Source organism: Rhodococcus gannanensis (genome assembly GCF_042681175.1).
GTDB lineage: Bacteria > Actinomycetota > Actinomycetes > Mycobacteriales > Mycobacteriaceae > Rhodococcus_G > Rhodococcus_G gannanensis.
The window spans coordinates 33,062-51,663 of sequence record NZ_JBHUFB010000019.1 but is presented as its reverse complement, the minus strand read 5'-3'; the positions used below and the strand labels follow the sequence as shown (position 1 = coordinate 51,663).

General features: G+C 71.5%; 13 protein-coding genes and 1 pseudogene. 6 read left to right on the top strand and 8 right to left on the bottom strand.

Annotated features, from left to right (window positions below; translation table 11 throughout):
- The first annotated feature begins 69 nt into the window (after positions 1-69).
- Entirely contained in the window at positions 70-1,311 is a 1,242-nt protein-coding gene (locus tag ACFSJG_RS19585; RefSeq protein ID WP_378486913.1) for a glycosyltransferase family 4 protein, read from the top strand.
- Here the strand turns inward: ACFSJG_RS19585 and ACFSJG_RS19580 are convergent.
- Positions 1,240-3,051, bottom strand: a complete 1,812-nt coding sequence (locus ACFSJG_RS19580; protein ID WP_378486912.1) for an MmpA family trehalose lipid delivery protein — start codon at positions 3,049-3,051, stop codon at positions 1,240-1,242. The genes ACFSJG_RS19585 and ACFSJG_RS19580 overlap by 72 nt on opposite strands.
- 32 nt (positions 3,052-3,083) lie before the next feature.
- On the opposite strand from ACFSJG_RS19580, the gene ACFSJG_RS19575 reads away from it, so the two are divergent.
- On the top strand, positions 3,084-4,337 hold the full coding sequence (locus ACFSJG_RS19575) for a polysaccharide biosynthesis protein (protein WP_378486911.1): 1,254 nt from the start codon (positions 3,084-3,086) through the stop codon (positions 4,335-4,337).
- Here ACFSJG_RS19575 and ACFSJG_RS19570 read toward each other — a convergent pair.
- The gene (locus ACFSJG_RS19570) at positions 4,299-5,054 is read right to left on the bottom strand and encodes a Mut7-C RNAse domain-containing protein (RefSeq protein WP_378487190.1); all 756 of its coding nucleotides are present in this window, start codon (positions 5,052-5,054) and stop codon (positions 4,299-4,301) included. The genes ACFSJG_RS19575 and ACFSJG_RS19570 overlap by 39 nt on opposite strands.
- A gap of 67 nt (positions 5,055-5,121) precedes the next feature.
- Positions 5,122-6,273 carry a cell envelope lipid trafficking protein PgfA gene (gene pgfA / locus ACFSJG_RS19565; RefSeq protein ID WP_378486910.1) on the bottom strand — a complete coding sequence of 384 codons (1,152 nt, stop codon included), beginning with the start codon at positions 6,271-6,273 and terminating at the stop codon, positions 5,122-5,124.
- A gap of 199 nt (positions 6,274-6,472) precedes the next feature.
- On the opposite strand from pgfA, the pseudogene ACFSJG_RS19560 reads away from it, so the two are divergent.
- Positions 6,473-7,558, top strand: a pseudogene (locus ACFSJG_RS19560) (acyltransferase family protein); the annotation flags it as partial.
- Positions 7,559-7,581: 23 nt separating this feature from the next.
- Here the strand turns inward: ACFSJG_RS19560 and ACFSJG_RS19555 are convergent.
- From ACFSJG_RS19555 to ACFSJG_RS19545, 3 genes are all read right to left on the bottom strand, one after another.
- Positions 7,582-11,958: an alpha-(1->3)-arabinofuranosyltransferase domain-containing protein gene (locus tag ACFSJG_RS19555; RefSeq protein WP_378486909.1), complete on the bottom strand. Its 4,377-nt coding sequence runs from the start codon at positions 11,956-11,958 to the stop codon at positions 7,582-7,584.
- 36 nt (positions 11,959-11,994) lie between these two features.
- Positions 11,995-12,165 carry a DUF2613 domain-containing protein gene (locus ACFSJG_RS19550; RefSeq protein ID WP_081607623.1) on the bottom strand — a complete coding sequence of 57 codons (171 nt, stop codon included), beginning with the start codon at positions 12,163-12,165 and terminating at the stop codon, positions 11,995-11,997.
- Positions 12,166-12,288: 123 nt separating this feature from the next.
- A complete protein-coding gene (locus ACFSJG_RS19545; RefSeq protein ID WP_007535979.1) occupies positions 12,289-12,756 on the bottom strand; it encodes a universal stress protein in 468 nt (155 codons plus the stop codon).
- Positions 12,757-12,877: 121 nt separating this feature from the next.
- On the opposite strand from ACFSJG_RS19545, the gene ACFSJG_RS19540 reads away from it, so the two are divergent.
- Both ACFSJG_RS19540 and ACFSJG_RS19535 read left to right on the top strand, forming a co-directional pair.
- Positions 12,878-14,026, top strand: coding sequence for a glycoside hydrolase family 3 N-terminal domain-containing protein (locus tag ACFSJG_RS19540; RefSeq protein ID WP_378487189.1), 1,149 nt, complete (start codon positions 12,878-12,880; stop codon positions 14,024-14,026).
- A gap of 163 nt (positions 14,027-14,189) precedes the next feature.
- Entirely contained in the window at positions 14,190-14,783 is a 594-nt protein-coding gene (locus ACFSJG_RS19535) for a TetR/AcrR family transcriptional regulator (RefSeq protein WP_378486908.1), read from the top strand.
- Between the two features lie 194 nt (positions 14,784-14,977).
- On the opposite strand, the gene ACFSJG_RS19530 is transcribed toward ACFSJG_RS19535, so the two are convergent.
- Together ACFSJG_RS19530 and ACFSJG_RS19525 are read right to left on the bottom strand one after the other, a co-directional pair.
- Positions 14,978-15,847, bottom strand: coding sequence for a MaoC family dehydratase (locus ACFSJG_RS19530; protein ID WP_378486907.1), 870 nt, complete (start codon positions 15,845-15,847; stop codon positions 14,978-14,980).
- Entirely contained in the window at positions 15,847-17,193 is a 1,347-nt protein-coding gene (locus ACFSJG_RS19525; RefSeq protein ID WP_378486906.1) for a 3-oxoacyl-ACP reductase, read from the bottom strand. Before ACFSJG_RS19525 ends, ACFSJG_RS19530 begins: the two co-directional genes overlap by 1 nt.
- 130 nt (positions 17,194-17,323) lie before the next feature.
- On the opposite strand from ACFSJG_RS19525, the gene ACFSJG_RS19520 reads away from it, so the two are divergent.
- Positions 17,324-18,602: acetyl-CoA C-acetyltransferase (locus ACFSJG_RS19520; RefSeq protein WP_378486905.1), on the top strand; the 1,279-nt coding region annotated here is incomplete at its 3' end.

The window sequence follows — 18,602 nt, the reverse complement described above, 5'->3', positions numbered from 1 at the left end:
ACAAAGCCGATAAGGTGTGCAACGGCCGCCGCCGCGGTCGACAGCCCCGAGGGTTCCAGGAGTAGTGCCGTGCGTGAGGTTCTGTTGCTGTGCTGGCGGGACACCGGACACCCGCAGGGTGGCGGCAGCGAGCGGTACCTCGAGCAGGTCGGAGCCGGTCTCGCGGCCCGCGGCATCACCGTCACCCTCCGCACCGCCGGCTATCCCGGCGCCGCCCGCGACGAGGTCGCCGACGGCATCCGGATCAGTCGCGGCGGTGGGCGCTTCACCGTCTATCCGCGTGCGCTCGCGGCCATCGCCGCAGGCCGTCTCGGGTTCGGCCCGCTCAAGGGCATCCGGCCCGACGCCGTCGTCGACACCCAGAACGGGATCCCGTTCTTCGCCCGGTTCGTGGCGGGCGCCCCCAGCACCGTCCTCGTGCACCACTGCCACCGGGAGCAATGGCCTGTCGCGGGGCGGCTCGTCGGCCGAATCGGCTGGTGGGTCGAGTCCGTGTTGTCGCCGCGGGTGCACCGCGACAACCAGTACCTGACCGTCTCGCTGCCCTCCGCGGAGGAACTCGACGCCCTTGGCGTCGACCGCGGTCGAGTGGCAGTGGTCCGCAACGGCGTCGACGCCGTCCCGCTCGAGGCGCCCGTCGGCGACGAGAGCACCCGCACCGCGCACCCCAGCATCTGCGTCCTGTCACGGCTGGTGCCGCACAAGCAGATCGAGGACGCCCTGACCGCCGTCGCGACGCTGCGCGACCGCATTCCCGGACTGCACCTCGACGTCGTCGGCGGCGGCTGGTGGGAGCAGAACCTGCGGGACGCCGCTGCCGAGCTGGGTATCGCCGACGCGGTGACGTTCCACGGCCACGTCCCCGAGCAGCGCAAGCACGAACTCCTCGCCCGTGCGTGGGTGCACGTGATGCCGTCCCGCAAGGAAGGGTGGGGGCTCGCCGTCATCGAGGCCGCGCAGCACGGCGTCCCGACCGTCGGCTACCGCAGCTCCCGCGGACTGACCGACTCCATCGTCGACGGCGTCACCGGACTGGTCGTCGGTGACGAGGCCGCCGACCGCGACGCCGACGCCGACGTCGCCGCACTGACCGTGGCCGTCGAGGGTCTGCTGCTCGACGACGCGCGGCGCACCGAACTCGGCGACAAGGCCCGCGCCCGCGCCCGGGAGTTCTCCTGGGCTCAGACCGCGGACGGGGTGCTCGCCGTCCTCACCGCGTCGGCGCAGGGACGCCACGTGTCAGGACTGATCGGCGCGACGGGCGCGACCGCGCCGGGCACCCACTACGCAGCCGAGCACGCCGCCGGCTAGCAGCGCCGCCCACGCCAGGTGGGCGGACACGACCGCGACCCGTGCTGCCGTGCTCGGGTCGTACGCGGTCGGGGTCCCCGGTACCCGGTACAGCGTCAGGTGCTCGTCGTCGTGGACGCGGTCGAGGGCCGCGAGCACCTTCTCGTCACCGGGAGTCCCTGGCGTGCCGTGCTCGACGAGAACCCAGCCGACGCCGAGTTCGGCGAGGTCCGCGGGGGTGCCGCCGCCGATCAGGACCCGTTCGACCTGGGCGCTGCGGTCGCCCTCGCCCGCGATCGTCGATGCTCCACCGAACAGGACGATCAGCTGCCCGGTCTGCGGAACATCGAGGGGCAGCCACCGTGGCGCCGGGTCGAGGACGGGTGCAGCACCCGACCACGGGAACCTCCGGAACATGCCTCCAGGCAGGACCGCGACGTCGCCCGAACCGCCCTCGACCAGCGCGGTGACCGTCCGCCATGACTCGGGGTAGTGCACGGGCCGCAGCGCGCCCCCGACTCCCCACGCGAGGTCCGGCAGCGACAGCAGCACCGCCCCGATCGCGACGGCCGCCGCCCCCGCGCGGGAGGCCCGGGTGGGTGTCCGGTCGTCGGCGAAGACGCGCCGCGTCAGTGACGCGAGCACGGTGACGCCGGCGGCCGCGGACAGCGCGTAGAACGGGACGGCGAGCGCCACCCACTTCTGCGCGTCCCGCAGCAGTCCGTAACCGGGCACGTGTGCGACGGCCCATTCGCCGACGGCAAGGCCCCATCCGGTCGCGGCGAGCGCCGGACCGACGACCGCCAGCGCCGCGAGAACCGCGAGCGCCACGAGGACCGGGTTCCGGCGGCGCCGCCACAGCGCGGGCAGCCCCAGCGAGACGACGGCCAGGAGTATCACGGTGGCGACGACGGCCCACACCGTGGTGCGACTGCCGGGCACGGCGTCCGAGTTCCAGATCCCGCCGAGGCCCGCGAGACTGCCGACGGTCGCGAGCCCGGGTTCGGCGCGCGCCGCGAACGCCGCCACCCCGGCCGCGTCGCCCTCCGCACCTGCCCCGGACACGGCGGTCGCCACGAGCCACGGGGCGGATGCCACGACAGCCAGCAGCACCCCGATCCCGAGCCTCACCCCTTGTGCGCGCTTGTGGTGGTCGGAGCTACCAGAAGTGCGCACAGGCCCATCGGGCAGCGCGAGCAGGATCAGCGCGAGCAGGGACGCCAGCACCGCGCCGGTCGGCGTCAGTCCCGCAGAGGCCAGTGCCACGGCGAGCAGTGGCCACCCGCGAGGCCCGCCGCACCGGATACGGGTCGTCGCGACGACCACCCACGGCAGGGCCGCGTACCCCGTCAGCAGGCTCCAGTGCCCCTGCAGGAGACGTTCGGCGACATACGGATTCCACACCGCCACCGTCGCCGCCACCAGACGTCCGCCGATCCCGACGGACGGCAGCACCACGGCGACCATCCGCGCCGCGCCCCAGCCGGCCGCCCACAGCGCCGCGACGAGGATCGCCTTCACCACCAGGCCGCCGTCCACGACCGACGACAGCACCGCGACGGCGGCGTCCTGCGGGACCGCGCGCGCCGCCGCATCCGACAGTCCCAGCGCGCTGTCCGTGAGGAACGATCGCGGCGTGCTGACCGCGTCCCGGAGCAACAGGTACCCGGGGCCGAGCAGCGGTCCGACGATCACGAAAGCCAGCACCAGCGCATACGCGGGTTCGACGGCCCGGGAGAGCCACACGGGCCGTGACGTCATGGTGCGAACTTAGCGGGTGCGATCATGGGCGGATGACCTCGCGCACCGGAACCTCCTCGACGGTGGCGGGGATGACCCTGGTGACGGCGGGATCGATGACCGCGAACGTCGCCTCCTACCTGTTGGCGCTGCTGGCCGCGTCCTGGCTCGGGCCCGCCGGTTACGGCGAGTTCGCCGCGCTCACCGCCGCGCAGCTGGTTCTGGCCGTTCCCGCGCTGGCATTGCAGACCGTGGTCGCCCGGGAGGTGGTTCTCGGCGGGGACGCCGCCGCGCTGCGCCGGCTCGCCATCCGCTGCACGGCCATCGTCGCGGCGCTCGCCGCGCTGCTGGTGGTGCCCGTCGCCGCGCTGCTCGGCACCGGTGTGGGCGCGACGGCCGCGGCGCTGCTCACGGCGCCGATGCTCGTACTGCTCGGCGGTGAACAGGGACTGTTGCAGGGCGAGGGACGGTTCGGCGCGCTGGCCGTCGTGCTCGGCGCCGCCGGTCTCGGGAAGGTGCTGCCCGCCGTCGCGGTGCTCGCCGTCGGCGGCGGGCCGGGCGCCGCGCTGACCGCGTCGGCCGTCGGCACCGGGGCCGTGGCCGCCGCTGCGCGACTGCTCACCGGCCGGCGCGGCGGACGCACCGCGGAACGCGCCGGTGTCGGCGTCGCATCCGTGCTGCGTGCCTCGCAGGTGCAGTTGGCGCTGATCGCGCTGTCGTCGGTGGACGTGATGCTGGCGCGGGTGGTGCTGGGGGAGGACCAGGCCGGTCAGTACGCCCTCGGCGCGGTCGCCACCAAGGTCGCGTTCTGGCTGCCCGCCGCGGTCGGGGTGGTCCTCTATCCGCGGATGGCGAACCCGACGCATTCCGCCGCCGCCGTCCGGTCCGCGCTGGGCGTCCTTGTCGGAATCGGTGCGGTCGCCGTCGCCGGTGCCGCGATCGCCGCGCCGCTCGTGCCCGCGATCGTCGGCGACGACTACGCGCCCGTGCAAGGCCTGCTCTGGGTGTTCGCGCTGAACGGTGCGTTCCTCGCCGTCCTGCAGGGCGCGCTGCTGTCCGCGATCGCGCGGGAACGCACGGTGCTCGCGGTCGTCGCCTGGATCGGACTCGCCGTGGAGGTCGGACTGATGCTGACCGTCGCGTCCACGGTGCAGCAACTCGTCACCGTGGTGGCTGCGTCGTCGGGTGTCGTCGCCGCCGCTGTCGGTGCGCTGGCGCTGATCGCGCCGAACGACCCGCCTCGCCAGGCGAACTCGCCGCACCGCGCGTCACATCGTGATACCGACCTCGGCGAGACGCCTGCGTAGCCGCTCGACGTGGCTGCCGGGCCAGTAGACCTGCCCGCAGCCGTCGCACCGGGTGAATCGCGTGTGCCGGGCGGCGACGGCGTCGGGAACGGTGACGGCAGCGCGGTCGACGGGCGTCAGGGCACCGTTGCAGCGCGCACACCGGGTGAACGGCTCGACCCGCCCGCGCAGGTCGAAGCGGTCGAGGATCTCGCGTAGCTGCAGTCGCGGATCGGTGGCGTGCACGAACGCGCCGCGGGTCACCGCCGAGCGGCGCAACAGCCCGACGTCGCGGGTCAGCACGGTCCGCGCCTCGGCCGCCGACACGGCGGCGAGAGCCTCGTCCGTTGACGAGTTGTCGTAGCGGCAGTCGAACCCCAGCAGACGAAGCAGCGACGCCAGGCGACCGAGATGGACGTCCGCGACGAAACGCGGAACCCGCAGTGGTCGCGGTCGCAGCGGGCTGACACCGGTCAGGTCGAAGCGCTCGAACACCGGGTACACGGCGACGCGTTCCCCACCACGCAGCAGGCGGTCGAAGCCGACGGGCTCGCCGTCGACGAGGATCAGGTCCACCTCGGTGTGGGGCACGCCGAGGGACTCGATGCGATCCTTCACCGACGGTGTCCCGTCGACGGTGTGCCGGAAGGTGCGCCGCCTGCGGTCGGGCGGCAGGAAGTCGTTCAGCTCCTCGTAGAAACGGAACTCGCAGCAGCCGGGCGCCTGCACGATCCCCAGCCTACGAGTCACCGGACATGCGAGAGGGCCCCGCACTCGAATCGAGTGCGGGGCCCTCTCGTGGGTGTTACTGCCGGGTGGTCGGCGGATCCTGGTCGGGATCGACCTTCGGGATCACGGCCGTCTCGTCGGCGGAGTAGTCGTGACGCGGGATCATCTCGGTCTCGGCGTCGTTGCCACGGCTGGGCGCCGGGGCGACCGGTGCACCGCCCGCGGTCGCGGGCTTCTGGCCGCGGCCGCCGCGGGTGCCGAGGAAGATGCCTGCGATCAGCGCGATCACGCCGAGGATGCCGGCGACGATCGGAACGATGCGGCCGAAGGTGTTCAGCTTGTCCGCGCCGTCCTTCGCCTGGCCGATCTGGTACTCGATGGTGGCCTCGTTGAACGGCAGCGTGGCCTTGAGGACGGTGACCTCGGGCGTGTCGGCCTTGCGGGCGTAGTACTGGTAGATCTGCTCCTGGCCCTTGATGACGACACCGGTGGTCGGGTCGACCCACACGTCACGCTCGTTGGTGTACCAGCGGGTCATGGTGATCGGTGCGGCGCCACCCTCGACGCCCCAGGTGTCGGCGGGCAGGGCCAGCTTGTTCGTCGGCGCGGAGACCACCTTCGACAGGTCGACGGGGCCGACCTTCTGGTTGTAGTGGTACACCTTCTGGCCGTTGATCTCCGTCTCCTCGACGAAGTTGATGTCCGAGGTGGCGCGGGCGTTCAGGTCGTAGTACGGGTACGCCTTCTCCTCGGAGTCGAACGGCCACTTGTACTGCAGACCGTCACGCTCGACCTCTTCGGCCGGCTTGTTCGCGTCGACCTGGATGGTGCTGACGCCCTCGACCGGCATCGCGGTGACGCGGTCGGTCGTCGAGGTGTCGACGGTCGCGGTGAGCAGGCCGGTGTCGCCCTGCTTGTCGGTGCGGCGCAGCGTCTGGCCGGCCTGGAGCGTGATGCGGTCGGCGTCGGACGGGTCGACGACGGTGACGTAGCGCTGGGCGACGATCGGGACGTTGGTGTCGACGACGGCCTTGCCCGCGGTCAGCGACTTGGCGTCCAGCACGTCGCCGGTGCCCTCGGCGACCGTGGTGACCTCGAGGTCGAGCGGGGTCTTCTTGAGCTTGCCGACGGTGTAGGTCGGGATCAGCAGGGCGGCAGCCAGTAGGAATGCGCCGAGCCCCACCAGAATGCAGGCGAGTGTCCTGCTCGGCCCTGAGCGTTCCGCCATACTGAATCTCCTTAGTTTCCTGGTGGCCCAACCAGCGCGGCAGCAGGACCGCACTGATCGCGGAGTGTCCTGAGACACCCGATGAGACGAGACAGTAACAGTGTCGGGTGTTCGATTGCGCTGGCACGCCTAATATTGCGCGCCGTAGAAAACTCACCGGTAGGTCGAATCGGTGGCCATCGCGCACACTGGACCCCTGATGAACACCTCCGAAGCCAGTTCCGACACGCCGCCGCCGCTGCCTCACCAGGCGGTTCGCGGTTTCGTTCCCGCGCTCGAGGGCATGCGGGGGCTCGCCGCACTCGGCGTCCTCGTCACCCACGTCGCTTTCCAGACCGGTGCCGTGTCGACACCGGTCCTCGGCCGGGTCTGGGGACGGTTCGATCTCGCGGTGGCGGTGTTCTTCGCGCTGTCGGGCTTCCTGCTGTGGCGCCCGCACGCCGCGGCCGCACGCGGCTTCGGTTCCGCCTCGCCCGTCGGCCGCTACTTCCTGCACCGCGCGGTCCGAATCCTCCCCGCCTACTGGGTCGTGGTCGTGGTGGTGCTGACCTTCCTGCCGAGCGCGGGCGGCGGCTGGCGGGTCTGGCTCTCCAACCTCGGTCTCGTCCAGGTGTTCGTGCCGCTGACGCTGACCGACGGGCTCACCCAGATGTGGAGCCTGTCCGTGGAGGTGGCGTTCTACCTGGTGCTGCCGCTGTTCGCGTTCGCCCTGGTCCGGTTGCGGGGCGACGCGGCGCGGCTGCGGATCCCGGTGCTGACGACCGTGATCGTGCTCAGCCTCGGGTGGGGTTTCGTACCCGTCCCGACGCCCGACGGTATTCATGCCGACAACTGGCTGCCGGGCTACCTGCCCTGGTTCGGGGCGGGCATGGTGCTCGCCGAACTCGTGATGCTGCCGGAGGGACCGGTGCACCGGTTCGTGCGGCGCCGGGGACCGATGACCGCGATCGCGCTCGTCGCGTTCGCTCTCGCGTGCACCGATCTCGCCGGGCCCGAGGGGCTGCAGCGGGCGCAACCGTGGCAGTACGCGGTCAAGATCGTCCTCGGTGCCGTGCTCGCGTTCGGCCTGCTCGCCCCGCTCGTGTTCGGTGCGGGCACGGATGCTTCTCGGGCGAAGCCTCGGGTGGTGTGGTCGTTGTCGTCGCCGCTCGCGCTCGCCGTCGGGCGGTGGTCGTACGGCGTCTTCATCTGGCATCTGCTGGTGCTGTCGATCGTGTTCCCCGTGTTCGGGATCCTCCCGTTCGACGGCAACTTCGTGTTCGTGCTGGTGGTGACGGTGATCCTCAGCCTGGCAGTCGCGTCGGCGAGTTACGCGCTTGTCGAGGAGCCGGCGCGGGTGGCGCTCGCCCGCTGGGAGGCCCGTCGGCGCAACAGGCGCGTCGCGGTCCGGGAGAGCGGAACCGCGGACCAGCCGACCGCGACCACGCCGATCAGCGCCGCCGACTGAACCAGCCAGGAGTGCCCGACGTAGCCGTCGGGGAAACGCCACGGCCCGGTCGAGAGCAGCGCCGCGCCGAGCGCGGTCCCGAGTCCGGCGGCGGCGACGAGAGCGCGGGATGCGGACCGCGCGCCGCGGCGGCGCCCGAGCGCCACGGCGGCAGCGGCCGTCGCGACCGCGAGCAGCGCGCCCACCCAGCCGGCGAGGACGGTCGCGGTGGCGAGGACGCCGAGCGTCGCGGCCGTGGTTCCGTGCCAGGTCCGGGGCGCGGGGCCGAGGTCGACGCGCCTGCGGCCGCGCGGCCACAGTGCCAGCGCGAGCAGCGGTAGCAGCGCCAGCAGACCGGCGAAGATCCCGAAGCGGTACCAGCGGTCGGTGGCGAACTCGAGGGTGACGGTGCCTGCCGTTCCCGCGGGCACGATCCAGCCCTGCTGCCACCCGTTGACGACGACGGGAGTGAGTTCGGTGCCGTCGGGTGCGGTCGCGACCCAGCCGACGTTCTGGGATTCCGGGTTCACGAGGATCCGGTCGACCTCGCCCTCGTCAACGGTCAGTTCACGGTGGTTCGGGGTCCAGGCGGTCGTCGGCGTGGGAACGAGGTGTTGCGCGACCACGGTCGGGATCGCGGCGTCGAGCCTCAGGCTGTCGACGGTGAACGCGGGTCCGGGCGCGACGACCACCGACGGCTCGCCCGCGGGCAGCGGCACGGACGGCCCGGTTCCCCCGGCGCCCTCGACGGCGCAGACCGTCGCGGGAACCGTTGCACCGGAACGTAGTTCGTCGACCGTCGCGGTGATCGTGGTGCGGGCGACGGACCCGGCGAACGAGATCACCGGCCCGAGATCGCAGCCCACGGTGACGACGCGGTCACCGGGAGCCTCCGCGACGCCCGTACCTGCGACGGTGACCGGGCCGTCGCCGCCGGGGGTGAGGACGCCGATCTCGGCGATGCCGGGCGGATACGGCTGAGCGAAACCGAGGGCGGTGCGGTCCAGGACGTCGTCCCAGTCCACGATGCTGACGACGATGCGGTCGGTGACGGTGGGCGCCAGCTCGATTCGGTTGTCCTCGTCGACGTCCCGAACCTGGGGGCCGTTGCCGAGATTCACCGCGACCCGCGTCGCGTGCGCGGGCACCGTCCCCATGCTCGGCGTCAGGTCGAGGCCCGACACCAGCACGGGCTGCGGCAGTGACAGCGTCACGGTGGGCTTCCCGCCCGGCTCGCCGATGCTGTCGCGGGAGGCGGTCCAGCTCGTGCGTTCGTCGCCGTCGACGCTCGCGGCGGTGGATCCGCGGACGTCGGCGACGAGGGCGTCGCCGCCGGCGCGCGGACGGGTCGGGTCGGCGAGCAGGTCGTCCAGCTCGGGGCTCGGACGGGAGCGCACCAGCAGTCGCGGGGTGACTGCGGTGTCCGCAGGCACGGACAGGGTGCGCTCGAAGACGCCCGGCTCCTCCGGTTGCAGGCCGAGGCCGGGATGGCAGCGGACGCGGTCGGGGCCGTCGACGCACGCGGTGCGGCCGGGGAGCTCCTGACCGAGGTCCCAGCCCGTCACGGTCGCGCCCGGAGGCGTCGCCGGCAGGACCGTGTGATGCCGGATCGGCACCGTCACGGGGTTGTCGCGGTCGCTGTAGTCCTCGACGGAGATCTCGCTGATCCCGAACTGGGTTCCGACGGACCCGTCCTCGGTGTGGGTCGCGGTGACCTTCACCCACTCGGTGCGGCCCGGGGGCAGCGACACGACCACCGGCTCACCGGGTTCCGAGATGCGGACCGCGGTGCTGCCGTTCGCGGTCGTGACCTCCAGCTGCCGGACCGGGACGCCCAGGGCGGCCCCGCTGGTGCGCAGCTTCAGCAGTCCGCTGGTGACCGGTTCGTCGAAGTCGAGGCGGATCCACTGGCCGAGTGCGCTCTCGAGGCCGTTGCTGAACCAGCCGGTGGCCGGATCGTCGTCGACGGTCGCGGCGGGCCCGCTGCCGGGCGCGGTCCCGCCGAGTTGGGTGGCGTCGGACGCGGAGCTCGACACCGTGATCCGTGCACCCTCCCACCGGCCGGTCACGAGGTCTGCACCGGCGACGGGATAGTCCGCGACGAGGTTGTGGGTGCGCCGGGCGTCGTCCGGTCCGCGCAGCGCGGAGCTGTGGTTGTCGACCTGCCCGAAGTCGGTTTCGCGGTCGGTGGGGGTGTCGGTGACGGTGACCGCGTCGACGGGCAGCCCGGCCGCCGCGGCATCGGCGGCGAGGAGCGCCGGCCCGGCCGCGACCCCGTCGCCGTCGACGGCCCGGCGCGCCGCGAGACGTTGAAGCGATTCGGGACCGCCCTGCACGACCGGGACACCCGCGAGGTCGACGGTGTACGGGCCGGCGGGCGACGCGGTGGGTGCGTCGACGCGGTAGATCTCGATCGCCGGGTACTCCGGGTACAGGTCGCCGTCGGTGACGATGCCCTCCATCGCCGCAGGCCCGATCTCGTCCCCGAACTCGGCCACCCGGGTCAGTCCCGGGGATCCTTCGATCGCCCGGTGCACGAGCAGCGGCCGGGTCGAGCGCGACGTCTCGGGGTCGAGGTCGTTGCGGATCACCACGAAGCCGATGCCCTGTCCGCGCAGCGTCGCCGCGAGACCGGCGGACGGGGTGCCGTCGGAGACGAGCCGCTGGACCGAGTCGAGGGCGCGGATCGCGCCGGGCGGCACCAGCGGGACCGCGTCGCGCGAGGCCCACGGTGTGGTGGCGAGGGCCTGCAGCGGCTCGTCGCGGGTCAGTCCCCACATCTGCGCGGCGAAGGGGGCGCCGGGCACGACGAGTGCGCGGACGGCGTCCGAACCGTCCGGGGAGTCCCCGGCGGCGTGCTCGCCGAGCCAGTCGGCGGCCTCGTGCCAGTACGCGGGCACCTCGTCGTAGGCGCCGCGAGGGGCGAGCTTGCCGGTCCACGCGAGCGAGGTGGCCAGGGTGAGCGCGACCAGGATCAGACTGGTCAGTGCGACCATCGGTTCACGTTCGGGGTGGGCGAACGCACTGCGCCACCGGGCCGTCGACACCGACCCGGGGAGCGGCACCTTCGCCAGCAGGTGCGCGAGACCGAGGACGAGTGGCAGCCGAACCAACGGTTCGAGCTTGTGCACGTTGCGCAGCGGGGCGCCGCCGGAGTCGAGGAACGTCCGCACCGCGTCGGCGATCGGCGAGCCGAGTTCGCCGACATACCCGGCGCCGAGACCGGCGAGCCCGACGAACAGGATCAGGACCAGTCGGCCCTTGGCGGGCATCGAGCGCATCGCCAGCCCGGCCATGCCGGCAGCGGCGAGCGCACCGGTCGCGACGACGGCGGCGGGCTGCGTGACGAGGACGGCCCCCGCGATCCGCTCGGGGGAGACGAACGGGGTCCAGCTGTCGGTGCCGCGGAGGACCTCCGTGAGGCTCGTCCACTGCGTCGTCACGCCGGACGACTCGATGTAGTCGAGGAACGGTGGGCTGACGCGCCCGAGCAGCAGCAGCGGGACGATCCACCAGGTGACGGCGATCAGGCACAGCGGCAGCCACCACGCCGTGAAGATCCACCACCGGCGGTTCGGTCGATGCGCGATCCACCAGAGCCCGGCGACGAGGCAGGCGGCGGCGGTCGCGACGGCGTTGACCGCGCCCATCAGCGCGACGGCGAGCGCGGACTGCGCGGCGAGCTGCACCTGTGCGCGTTTTTGGTAGTGGGGGCTACCAAAAGCGCGCACAGGCGCCGAAGTCGCAAGAACCACGGGGAGCAGCACCCACGGGGCCAGCATCATCGGCAGGGTTTCCGACGAGATGGATCCGAGCGTGGTCAGCACGCGGGGCGAGAGCGCGAACGCGACGGCCGCGATGATGCGGGAACTGCGACTGCCGATGCCGAGTGCCTCGGCCAGTCGCACGATGCCCCAGAAGCCGGCGATCAGGAGCAGGGCCCACCACACCCGCTGGGTGATCCACGGCGGAACGTGCAGGACGTGCCCGATGCCGAAGAACGCGCCGTGCGGGAAGAAGTAGCCGTACGCCTGGTTCTGGACCTGGCCGAGCGGGGCGAGCGACGACCACTGGTGCGAGGCCCGTTCCAGGAACCCCAGCGGATTCTGCGTCAGGTCGTACTTGGTGTCGGCGACGAGCGTGCCGGGGGCCTGCAGGAAGGCCAGGACGAACGCGACCACCGAGACGCCCGACAGCCACCGCCTGGTCAGCGGTTCGGTGTCGGGCGCCTCGGTGGTCGAGTGGTACGGGTTCGTCACGGGTGAGCGATCGCGTCGCCCTCCCCTGCGGTGCTGTTAGCGGCTGCCGTACTCCACCTGGTTCAGCAGCGACGAGTTCGCGTTACCGCTCCGGTCGACGTCCGGGCGGGTGTTGTCCGAGGCGGCGGCGGTGACGCCGAAGACCACGGCCAGTCCGAGGACCGCGCCGATCACTGCACTTGCCACGCCGGGGACAAGGAACTTCATCTCGGATCTCCCAATTGCTGCTGCCATACGGAAACGTTCGCGCCAAGGTATCACCTGCAGGCCCGGATTCGGGTCGGCAGGCGGAGACCCGGTCCTCGATTTCCTGAGGGGTGGGACTGGCTCTCAGCGTCCGGGCGGGACGATGAGCACCGGCCGGTGACTGTGTCGCAGGACGTGATCGGCGACGGACGACTGCAGCAGCGACTTGAGGCCGGTTGTGCCACGCGTTCCCGTGACGATGATGTCCGCGTCGAGTTCGTCGGCCACCTCGACGATGGTGGTCCAGATGGTGGTCACCGATTCGATCGTGCGGCCCTCGGCGTTGAGGCCGACGCTGCGGGCGAGGTCGAGTCCTTCGCTGTTGACGGCCTTGGCGTCGGTGAGGGCGATGTCCTCGGTGTCCTCGTCCGGCACCCACTCGGGCTGCACCACCCCGGACAGTCCCGACATGCGCGCCGCCTGGCGCACCATCGGCTCCCAGGCCGTCACGACGACGGCACGTTCCGCACTGAGGAATCGTCCGGCGTGCTCGACTGCGCGCCGGGAGTTCTCGGTTCCGTCGTAGGCGATGAGCATCAGGTCTGCGGGCATCGAAACCTCCTGGTGGCGGGGGACGATCCTGCTGCCAGGGTACCTGTTCGGGGCAGGCCGGGCGGGCGGCGTGGCCTACCCTGGCGTGGTGAATGCAACCCGCTCGACCCGTGTTCTGGCCATGATTCTCGGTCTCGGTGTGGCGACCGGATGCACCAACTCGGAATCGGGTGAGGACGCGACCACGGCGGCGTCGTCCACCGAGGCGACGACCGAGTCGACGACGCCCCCGACGACCGAGGCCGCGACGCCTGCGGCACCGGTGTGCGGCGCCGAGTTCCTCTCCGACCTGACTCCTCGGCAGCGACTGGCGCAGTTGCTCAACGTCGGCGTCACCGGAACCGCCGACGCCGTCGCGGTGGTACGCGACGAGCAGGTGGGCGGCATCTTCGTCGGCAGCTGGACGGACGAGTCGATGCTCGCCAGCCGGCAGGTTCCGCAGGTGCAGGCCGTGGCGACGGTGCCGGTGATGGTGAGCATCGACGAGGAGGGCGGCCGGGTGTCGCGGGTGTCCGACCTGCTCGGCGCCGATCCGGCGCCGCGGACGGTCGCACAGACCATGACGCCCGAGGAGACGTACGAGATGGCGCTCGAGCGTGGTCGCGGCCTCGCCGACCTCGGGATCACCGTCGACTTCGCGCCGGTCGTCGACGTGAGCGGGCAGCCTGCGGACTCTGTGATCGGCGACCGCTCGTTCGCCGACGATCCGGACGTGGTGACGGCGTACGCGGGCGAGTACGCCCGCGGACTGCGTGATGCCGGGGTCTTCCCGGTGATCAAGCACTTCCCGGGGCACGGGTCTGCGTCGGGGGATTCGCACACCGGCGCCGTGACGACGCCGCCGTTGGACGAGCTGCAGACGTGGGATCTCGTACCGTATCGCTCGCTCGTCACGACTGACGTCGGTGTGATGGTCGGGCACCTGGACGTGCCGGGCCTGACGTCGCCGGGCGTGCCGGCCAGCATCAGCCCTGCGGCCATGTCACTGCTGCGGACGGGCACCGGTTACGGTGCGCCGCCGTTCGACGGGCCGATCTTCACGGACGACCTGTCGGGGATGAAGGCGATCACGGATCGGATGGACGTCCCGCACGCCGTCGCGGCGGCGCTGGCCGCGGGCGCGGACGTCGCGTTGTGGCTCACGACCGCCGAGGTGCCCGCGGTGCTGGACCACCTGGAGGCAGAGGTCGCGGCGGGACGGTTGCCGCAGTCGCAGGTGGATGCCTCCGCGCTCCGCGTCGCGACGGCGAAGGGCGTCGTCGCCTGCTGATCCGGGGTGCGCCGTGTGTCGGCGCAGGCCGGTCGCTGCGCGGTGTGCATGATGGTCGCGGCGTTCCGGCAGAATGCCGGTGGACACAAATCATTCTTACTCTAGAGTAAGATAGACCCCCTGGGGGCCGACTGTGCTCGGCACCACAGACTCTGGAGGAACGATGGCAGGCGGAACGAAACGGCTCCCGCGCGCCGTGCGCGAGCAGCAGATGCTGGACGCGGCCGTCGAGGTCTTCTCTGCCAGGGGCTATCACGACACGTCGATGGACGCGATCGCCGCCGCGGCCGAGATCTCCAAGCCGATGCTGTACCTCTACTACGGCTCGAAGGACGAACTGTTCAGCGCAGGCATCGCCCGCGAGGGTCAGCGGTTCGTCGAGGCGATCACCCCCGCCGCGGACCCCTCGCTCACGCCGCGCGAGCAGCTGCGCGCCGCCCTGCTCGGGTTCCTCGGCTTCGTCGACGAGCACCGGTCGTCGTGGATGGTGCTGTACCGGCAGTCGATGGGGGAGCAGACTTTCGCGAGTCAGGTGCGGACCAGTCGCGCGCGGCTCATCGAACTGACCGCGAAGCTGCTCGAGTCCAGCACGAAGGATCCGGAGCCGGACACCGATTTCGGGATCATGGCCGTCGCGCTCGTCGGCGCGGGCGAGGCCGTCGCGGACCGGGTCGCCGGCGGCGAGATCGAGGTCGAAAAGGCTGCGGACCTGCTCGAGAACCTCGCCTGGCGCGGCCTCGCGGGCAAGAAGAAGTAGCCCCCACACCGGCCGGCCGCCCCCAGCTCTTGGCTGAACGTCCCGTTCGGCTCGTCAGATCGGATGAACGCCACGTTCAGCCGAGAGGGGCGGCACACGCGGACCGTGCCCCAGCTCTTGGCTGAACGTCCCGTTCGGCTCGTCAGATCGGATGAACGCCACGTTCAGCCAAGAGTGGGTGGGGTTTGGGGGGGTCAGCGGAGGGTGGCGGTGAGGTGCGGGTAGCCCTTCTTCGGGTGCCGCAGCGCGAGGTCCCAGCCGCCGTCCGTGGTGGCGTCGGCGTAGACGTTCACCGTTGCGGGCAGGACCACCGGCTTGCCGAACTTCACGCTGTACGTGACGGCGTCGGGGATCCGGCCCTCGACCACACCCAGCGCCGCGGCCGCGCTCCACATTCCGTGCGCGATGCTGCGCGGGAACCCGAAGGCCTTGGCGCCCAGCGACGAGACGTGGATCGGGTTGCGGTCACCGGAGACGGCCGCGTACCGGCTGATCGCCTTCTGGTCGACACGCAGCGTGGTCGTCGGAGGCGGAGGCACCTCGTCGGCGCGTTCGACCCGCGGTTCCTTCGGTGCGTCGGTCGGGTGCATCTTCAGGAACGTGCTGACCTGGCGCCACACCAGTTCGCGTCCGACGCTGATCTCGCTGACGAAGTCGACCTGGGTCCCCTTCGGGTGCGGTCGCAGGTTCTCGGCCCGGACCGCGAGGTCGAGCGGCTCCGACACCGAGATCGGCCGCGTCCGTTCGATCACGTTCTCGATGTGCACGGAACCGATTGCGGGGAAGGGGAACTCGTTCGACACCATCACCTGCATGACGGTCGGGAACACGAGGGTGAAGGGATACGTCAGCGGCAGGGTGTCGCCGAACCGCAGCCCGCACACCCGCGCGTACGCGGCGAGGTTCTCGGCGTCGACCTTCATGCCGCGAACGACCAGGGTCGAGTCCGGAAGCGACCGACCGACTCCGGACTTCCCGACGACGGGAAGCGCGCCGAGGGCGGCCTTGGTGTAGATGCTCAGCGTGCTCGGGGCCTTGTCGACCTCGACGATGCGGCCGGCCATCAGGCGCCGATCAGGGACTGGCCGCAGACGCGGACGATCTGACCGGTGACGGCGCTCGACGCCGGGTTCGCGAACCAGGCGACGGTCTCCGCGACGTCGACGGTCTGGCCGCCCTGCAGCAGCGACGACATGCGGCGGCCGGCCTCGCGGGTGGCGAACGGGATCGCCGCGGTCATCGCGGTCTCGATGAAGCCGGGGGCGACGGCGTTGATGGTGATGTCCTTCTCGGCCAGGACCGGCGCGGTGGCCTTGACGAGGCCGATGACGCCTGCCTTGGAGGTGCCGTAGTTGGTCTGGCCGCGGTTGCCCGCGATACCGGCGATGGACGAGACGTCGACGACGCGGCCGCCGGGCTTGAGAGCGCCCTTGGCGACGAGGTGGTCGGTGATCCGCTGCGGTGCAAGCAGGTTCACGCCGATCACCATGTTCCAGCGGGACTCGTCCATGTTGGCGAGCAGCTTGTCGCGGGTGATGCCGGCGTTGTGGACGATGATGTCCGCGCCGCCGTGCCGCTCGAGCAGGTGGGCGGCGAGCTTCTCCGCGGCGTCGTCTGCGGTGACGTCGAGGGCGAGGGAGGTGCCGCCGACCTTGTTCGCGGTCTCGGACAGCGCCTCGCCGGCAGCGGGGATGTCCGCGCAGACGACGTGTGCGCCGTCGCGGGAGAGTACCTCGGCGATGGTGGCGCCGATGCCGCGGGCGGCGCCGGTCACGACGGCGACCTTGCCGTCGAGCGGCTTGTCCCAGGAGGCCGGGGCGGTGGCGTCGGCCGCGCCGATGCGGATGACCTGGCCGGAGACGAACGCCGACTTCGCGGACAGCAGGAACCGCAGGGTGGACTCGACGCCGGACAGGCCGGTGGACGCGCCGGGCGAGACGTAGACGAGTTGGGCGGTGGCCCCGCGCTGGACCTCCTTGCCGACGCTGCGGGTGAAGCCTTCGAGGCCGCGCTGGGCGATGTGCTCGTCGATGCTCGACGTCTCCTCGGGGGTGGTGCCGAGGACGACGACGCGGGCGGACGGGGCGAGTTTGCGGATCACGGGCTGGAAGAACTCGAACAGTTCGACCAGTTCGGTGACCTGGGTGATGCCGGTGGCGTCGAAGACGAGGGCGCCGTAGCGGTCGTCGTGGGGGAGCGCGGCAGGGTAGTCGGACAGCAGTTCACGCAGCGGTTCGACGAGCCGGCCGTTGCCGCCGACGAGGATCGGTCCGGCGAGGGCGGGCTCGCCTGCCTTGTATCGACGGAGGTTCTCCGGCTTCGGCAGGCCTGCCTGCTTGGCGATGAATGCGCCCGGCGCGGAGCCTAGGAACTGGGAGTAGAGGTCGGGAGCGCCCTTGCTGGCTGCCACGGTCCACCTTCTTCGTCGCGTGTTCGTGCATCCGGGGCGGATGCGGTGTCGACAAGTAACTTACTCTGAAGTAAGTTTGGTGTCGAGGCAGGAAACGCCGACTTGGAGACCTCGTCCAGATGGAGACACCGTGACCCCCAGAGCGCGCACCACCAAGAAGCCGGCCGCAGCGACCGGTCGTCAGTTGCGTCCCGTCGCCATCGTCGGCGGCAACCGGATCCCCTTCGCGCGCTCCGACAAGGCGTACGCCCAGGCATCCAACCAGGACATGTTCACCGCGACCCTGGACGGTCTGGTCAGCCGGTTCAACCTGCAGGGCGAGCAGCTCGGCCTCGTCGTCGGCGGCGCCGTCCTCAAACACAGCCGTGACTTCAACCTGATCCGCGAGTCCGTGCTCGGCAGCGCACTGAGCCCGTACACCCCCGCCTACGACCTGCAGCAGGCCTGCGGCACCGGCCTGCAGTCGATCGTCGCGGTCGGCGACGCGATCGCGGCGGGCCGCATCGACGCCGGCATCGGCGGCGGTACGGACACCACCTCGGACGCCCCGATCGGGGTGAACAACGAACTGCGCGAGTTCCTGCTCGCGGTCAACCGCGCCCGCACAACCGGCGAGCGCGTCAAGCTGCTCGGCCACGTCCGGCCGTCGATGGTCGGCATCGAGATTCCGCGCAACGGCGAGCCGCGCACCGGCCTGTCGATGGGTGACCACGCCGCGATCACCGCCAAGGAGTTCGGTGTCCGCCGCGAGGACCAGGACGAGCTGGCGGCCGCGAGCCACAAGAACATGGCCGCCGCCTACGACCGCGGCTTCTTCGACGACCTGGTCACGCCGTTTCTCGGCCTGACCCGCGACGACAACCTGCGTCCCGGGTCCACCGTGGAGAAGCTGGCCACCCTCAAGCCGGTGTTCGGCGCCAAGCTCGGCGACGCGACGATGACGGCGGGCAACTCCACCCCGCTCACCGACGGCGCGTCCGCGGTACTGCTGTCCACCGACGAGTGGGCGCAGCAGCGGAACCTGCCGGTGCTCGCGCACCTCGTCGACTCCGAGACGGCGGCCGTCGACTACGTGCACGGCCCGGACGGCCTGCTCATGGCACCGACGTACGCGGTGCCGCGCCTGCTCGCCCGCAACGGCCTCACGCTCCAGGACTTCGACTACTACGAGATCCACGAGGCGTTCGCCTCGGTCGTGCTCGCGACGCTGCAGGCGTGGGAGTCCGACGAGTACTGCAAGGAGCGCCTCGGCCTCGACGGTGCGCTCGGCAAGATCGACCGCAGCAAGCTCAACGTCAACGGGTCGTCGCTCGCGGCCGGCCATCCCTTCGCGGCGACCGGTGGACGCATCGTGGCGTCGCTCGCGAAGATGCTGGCGGAGAAGGGATCCGGCCGGGGCCTGATCTCCA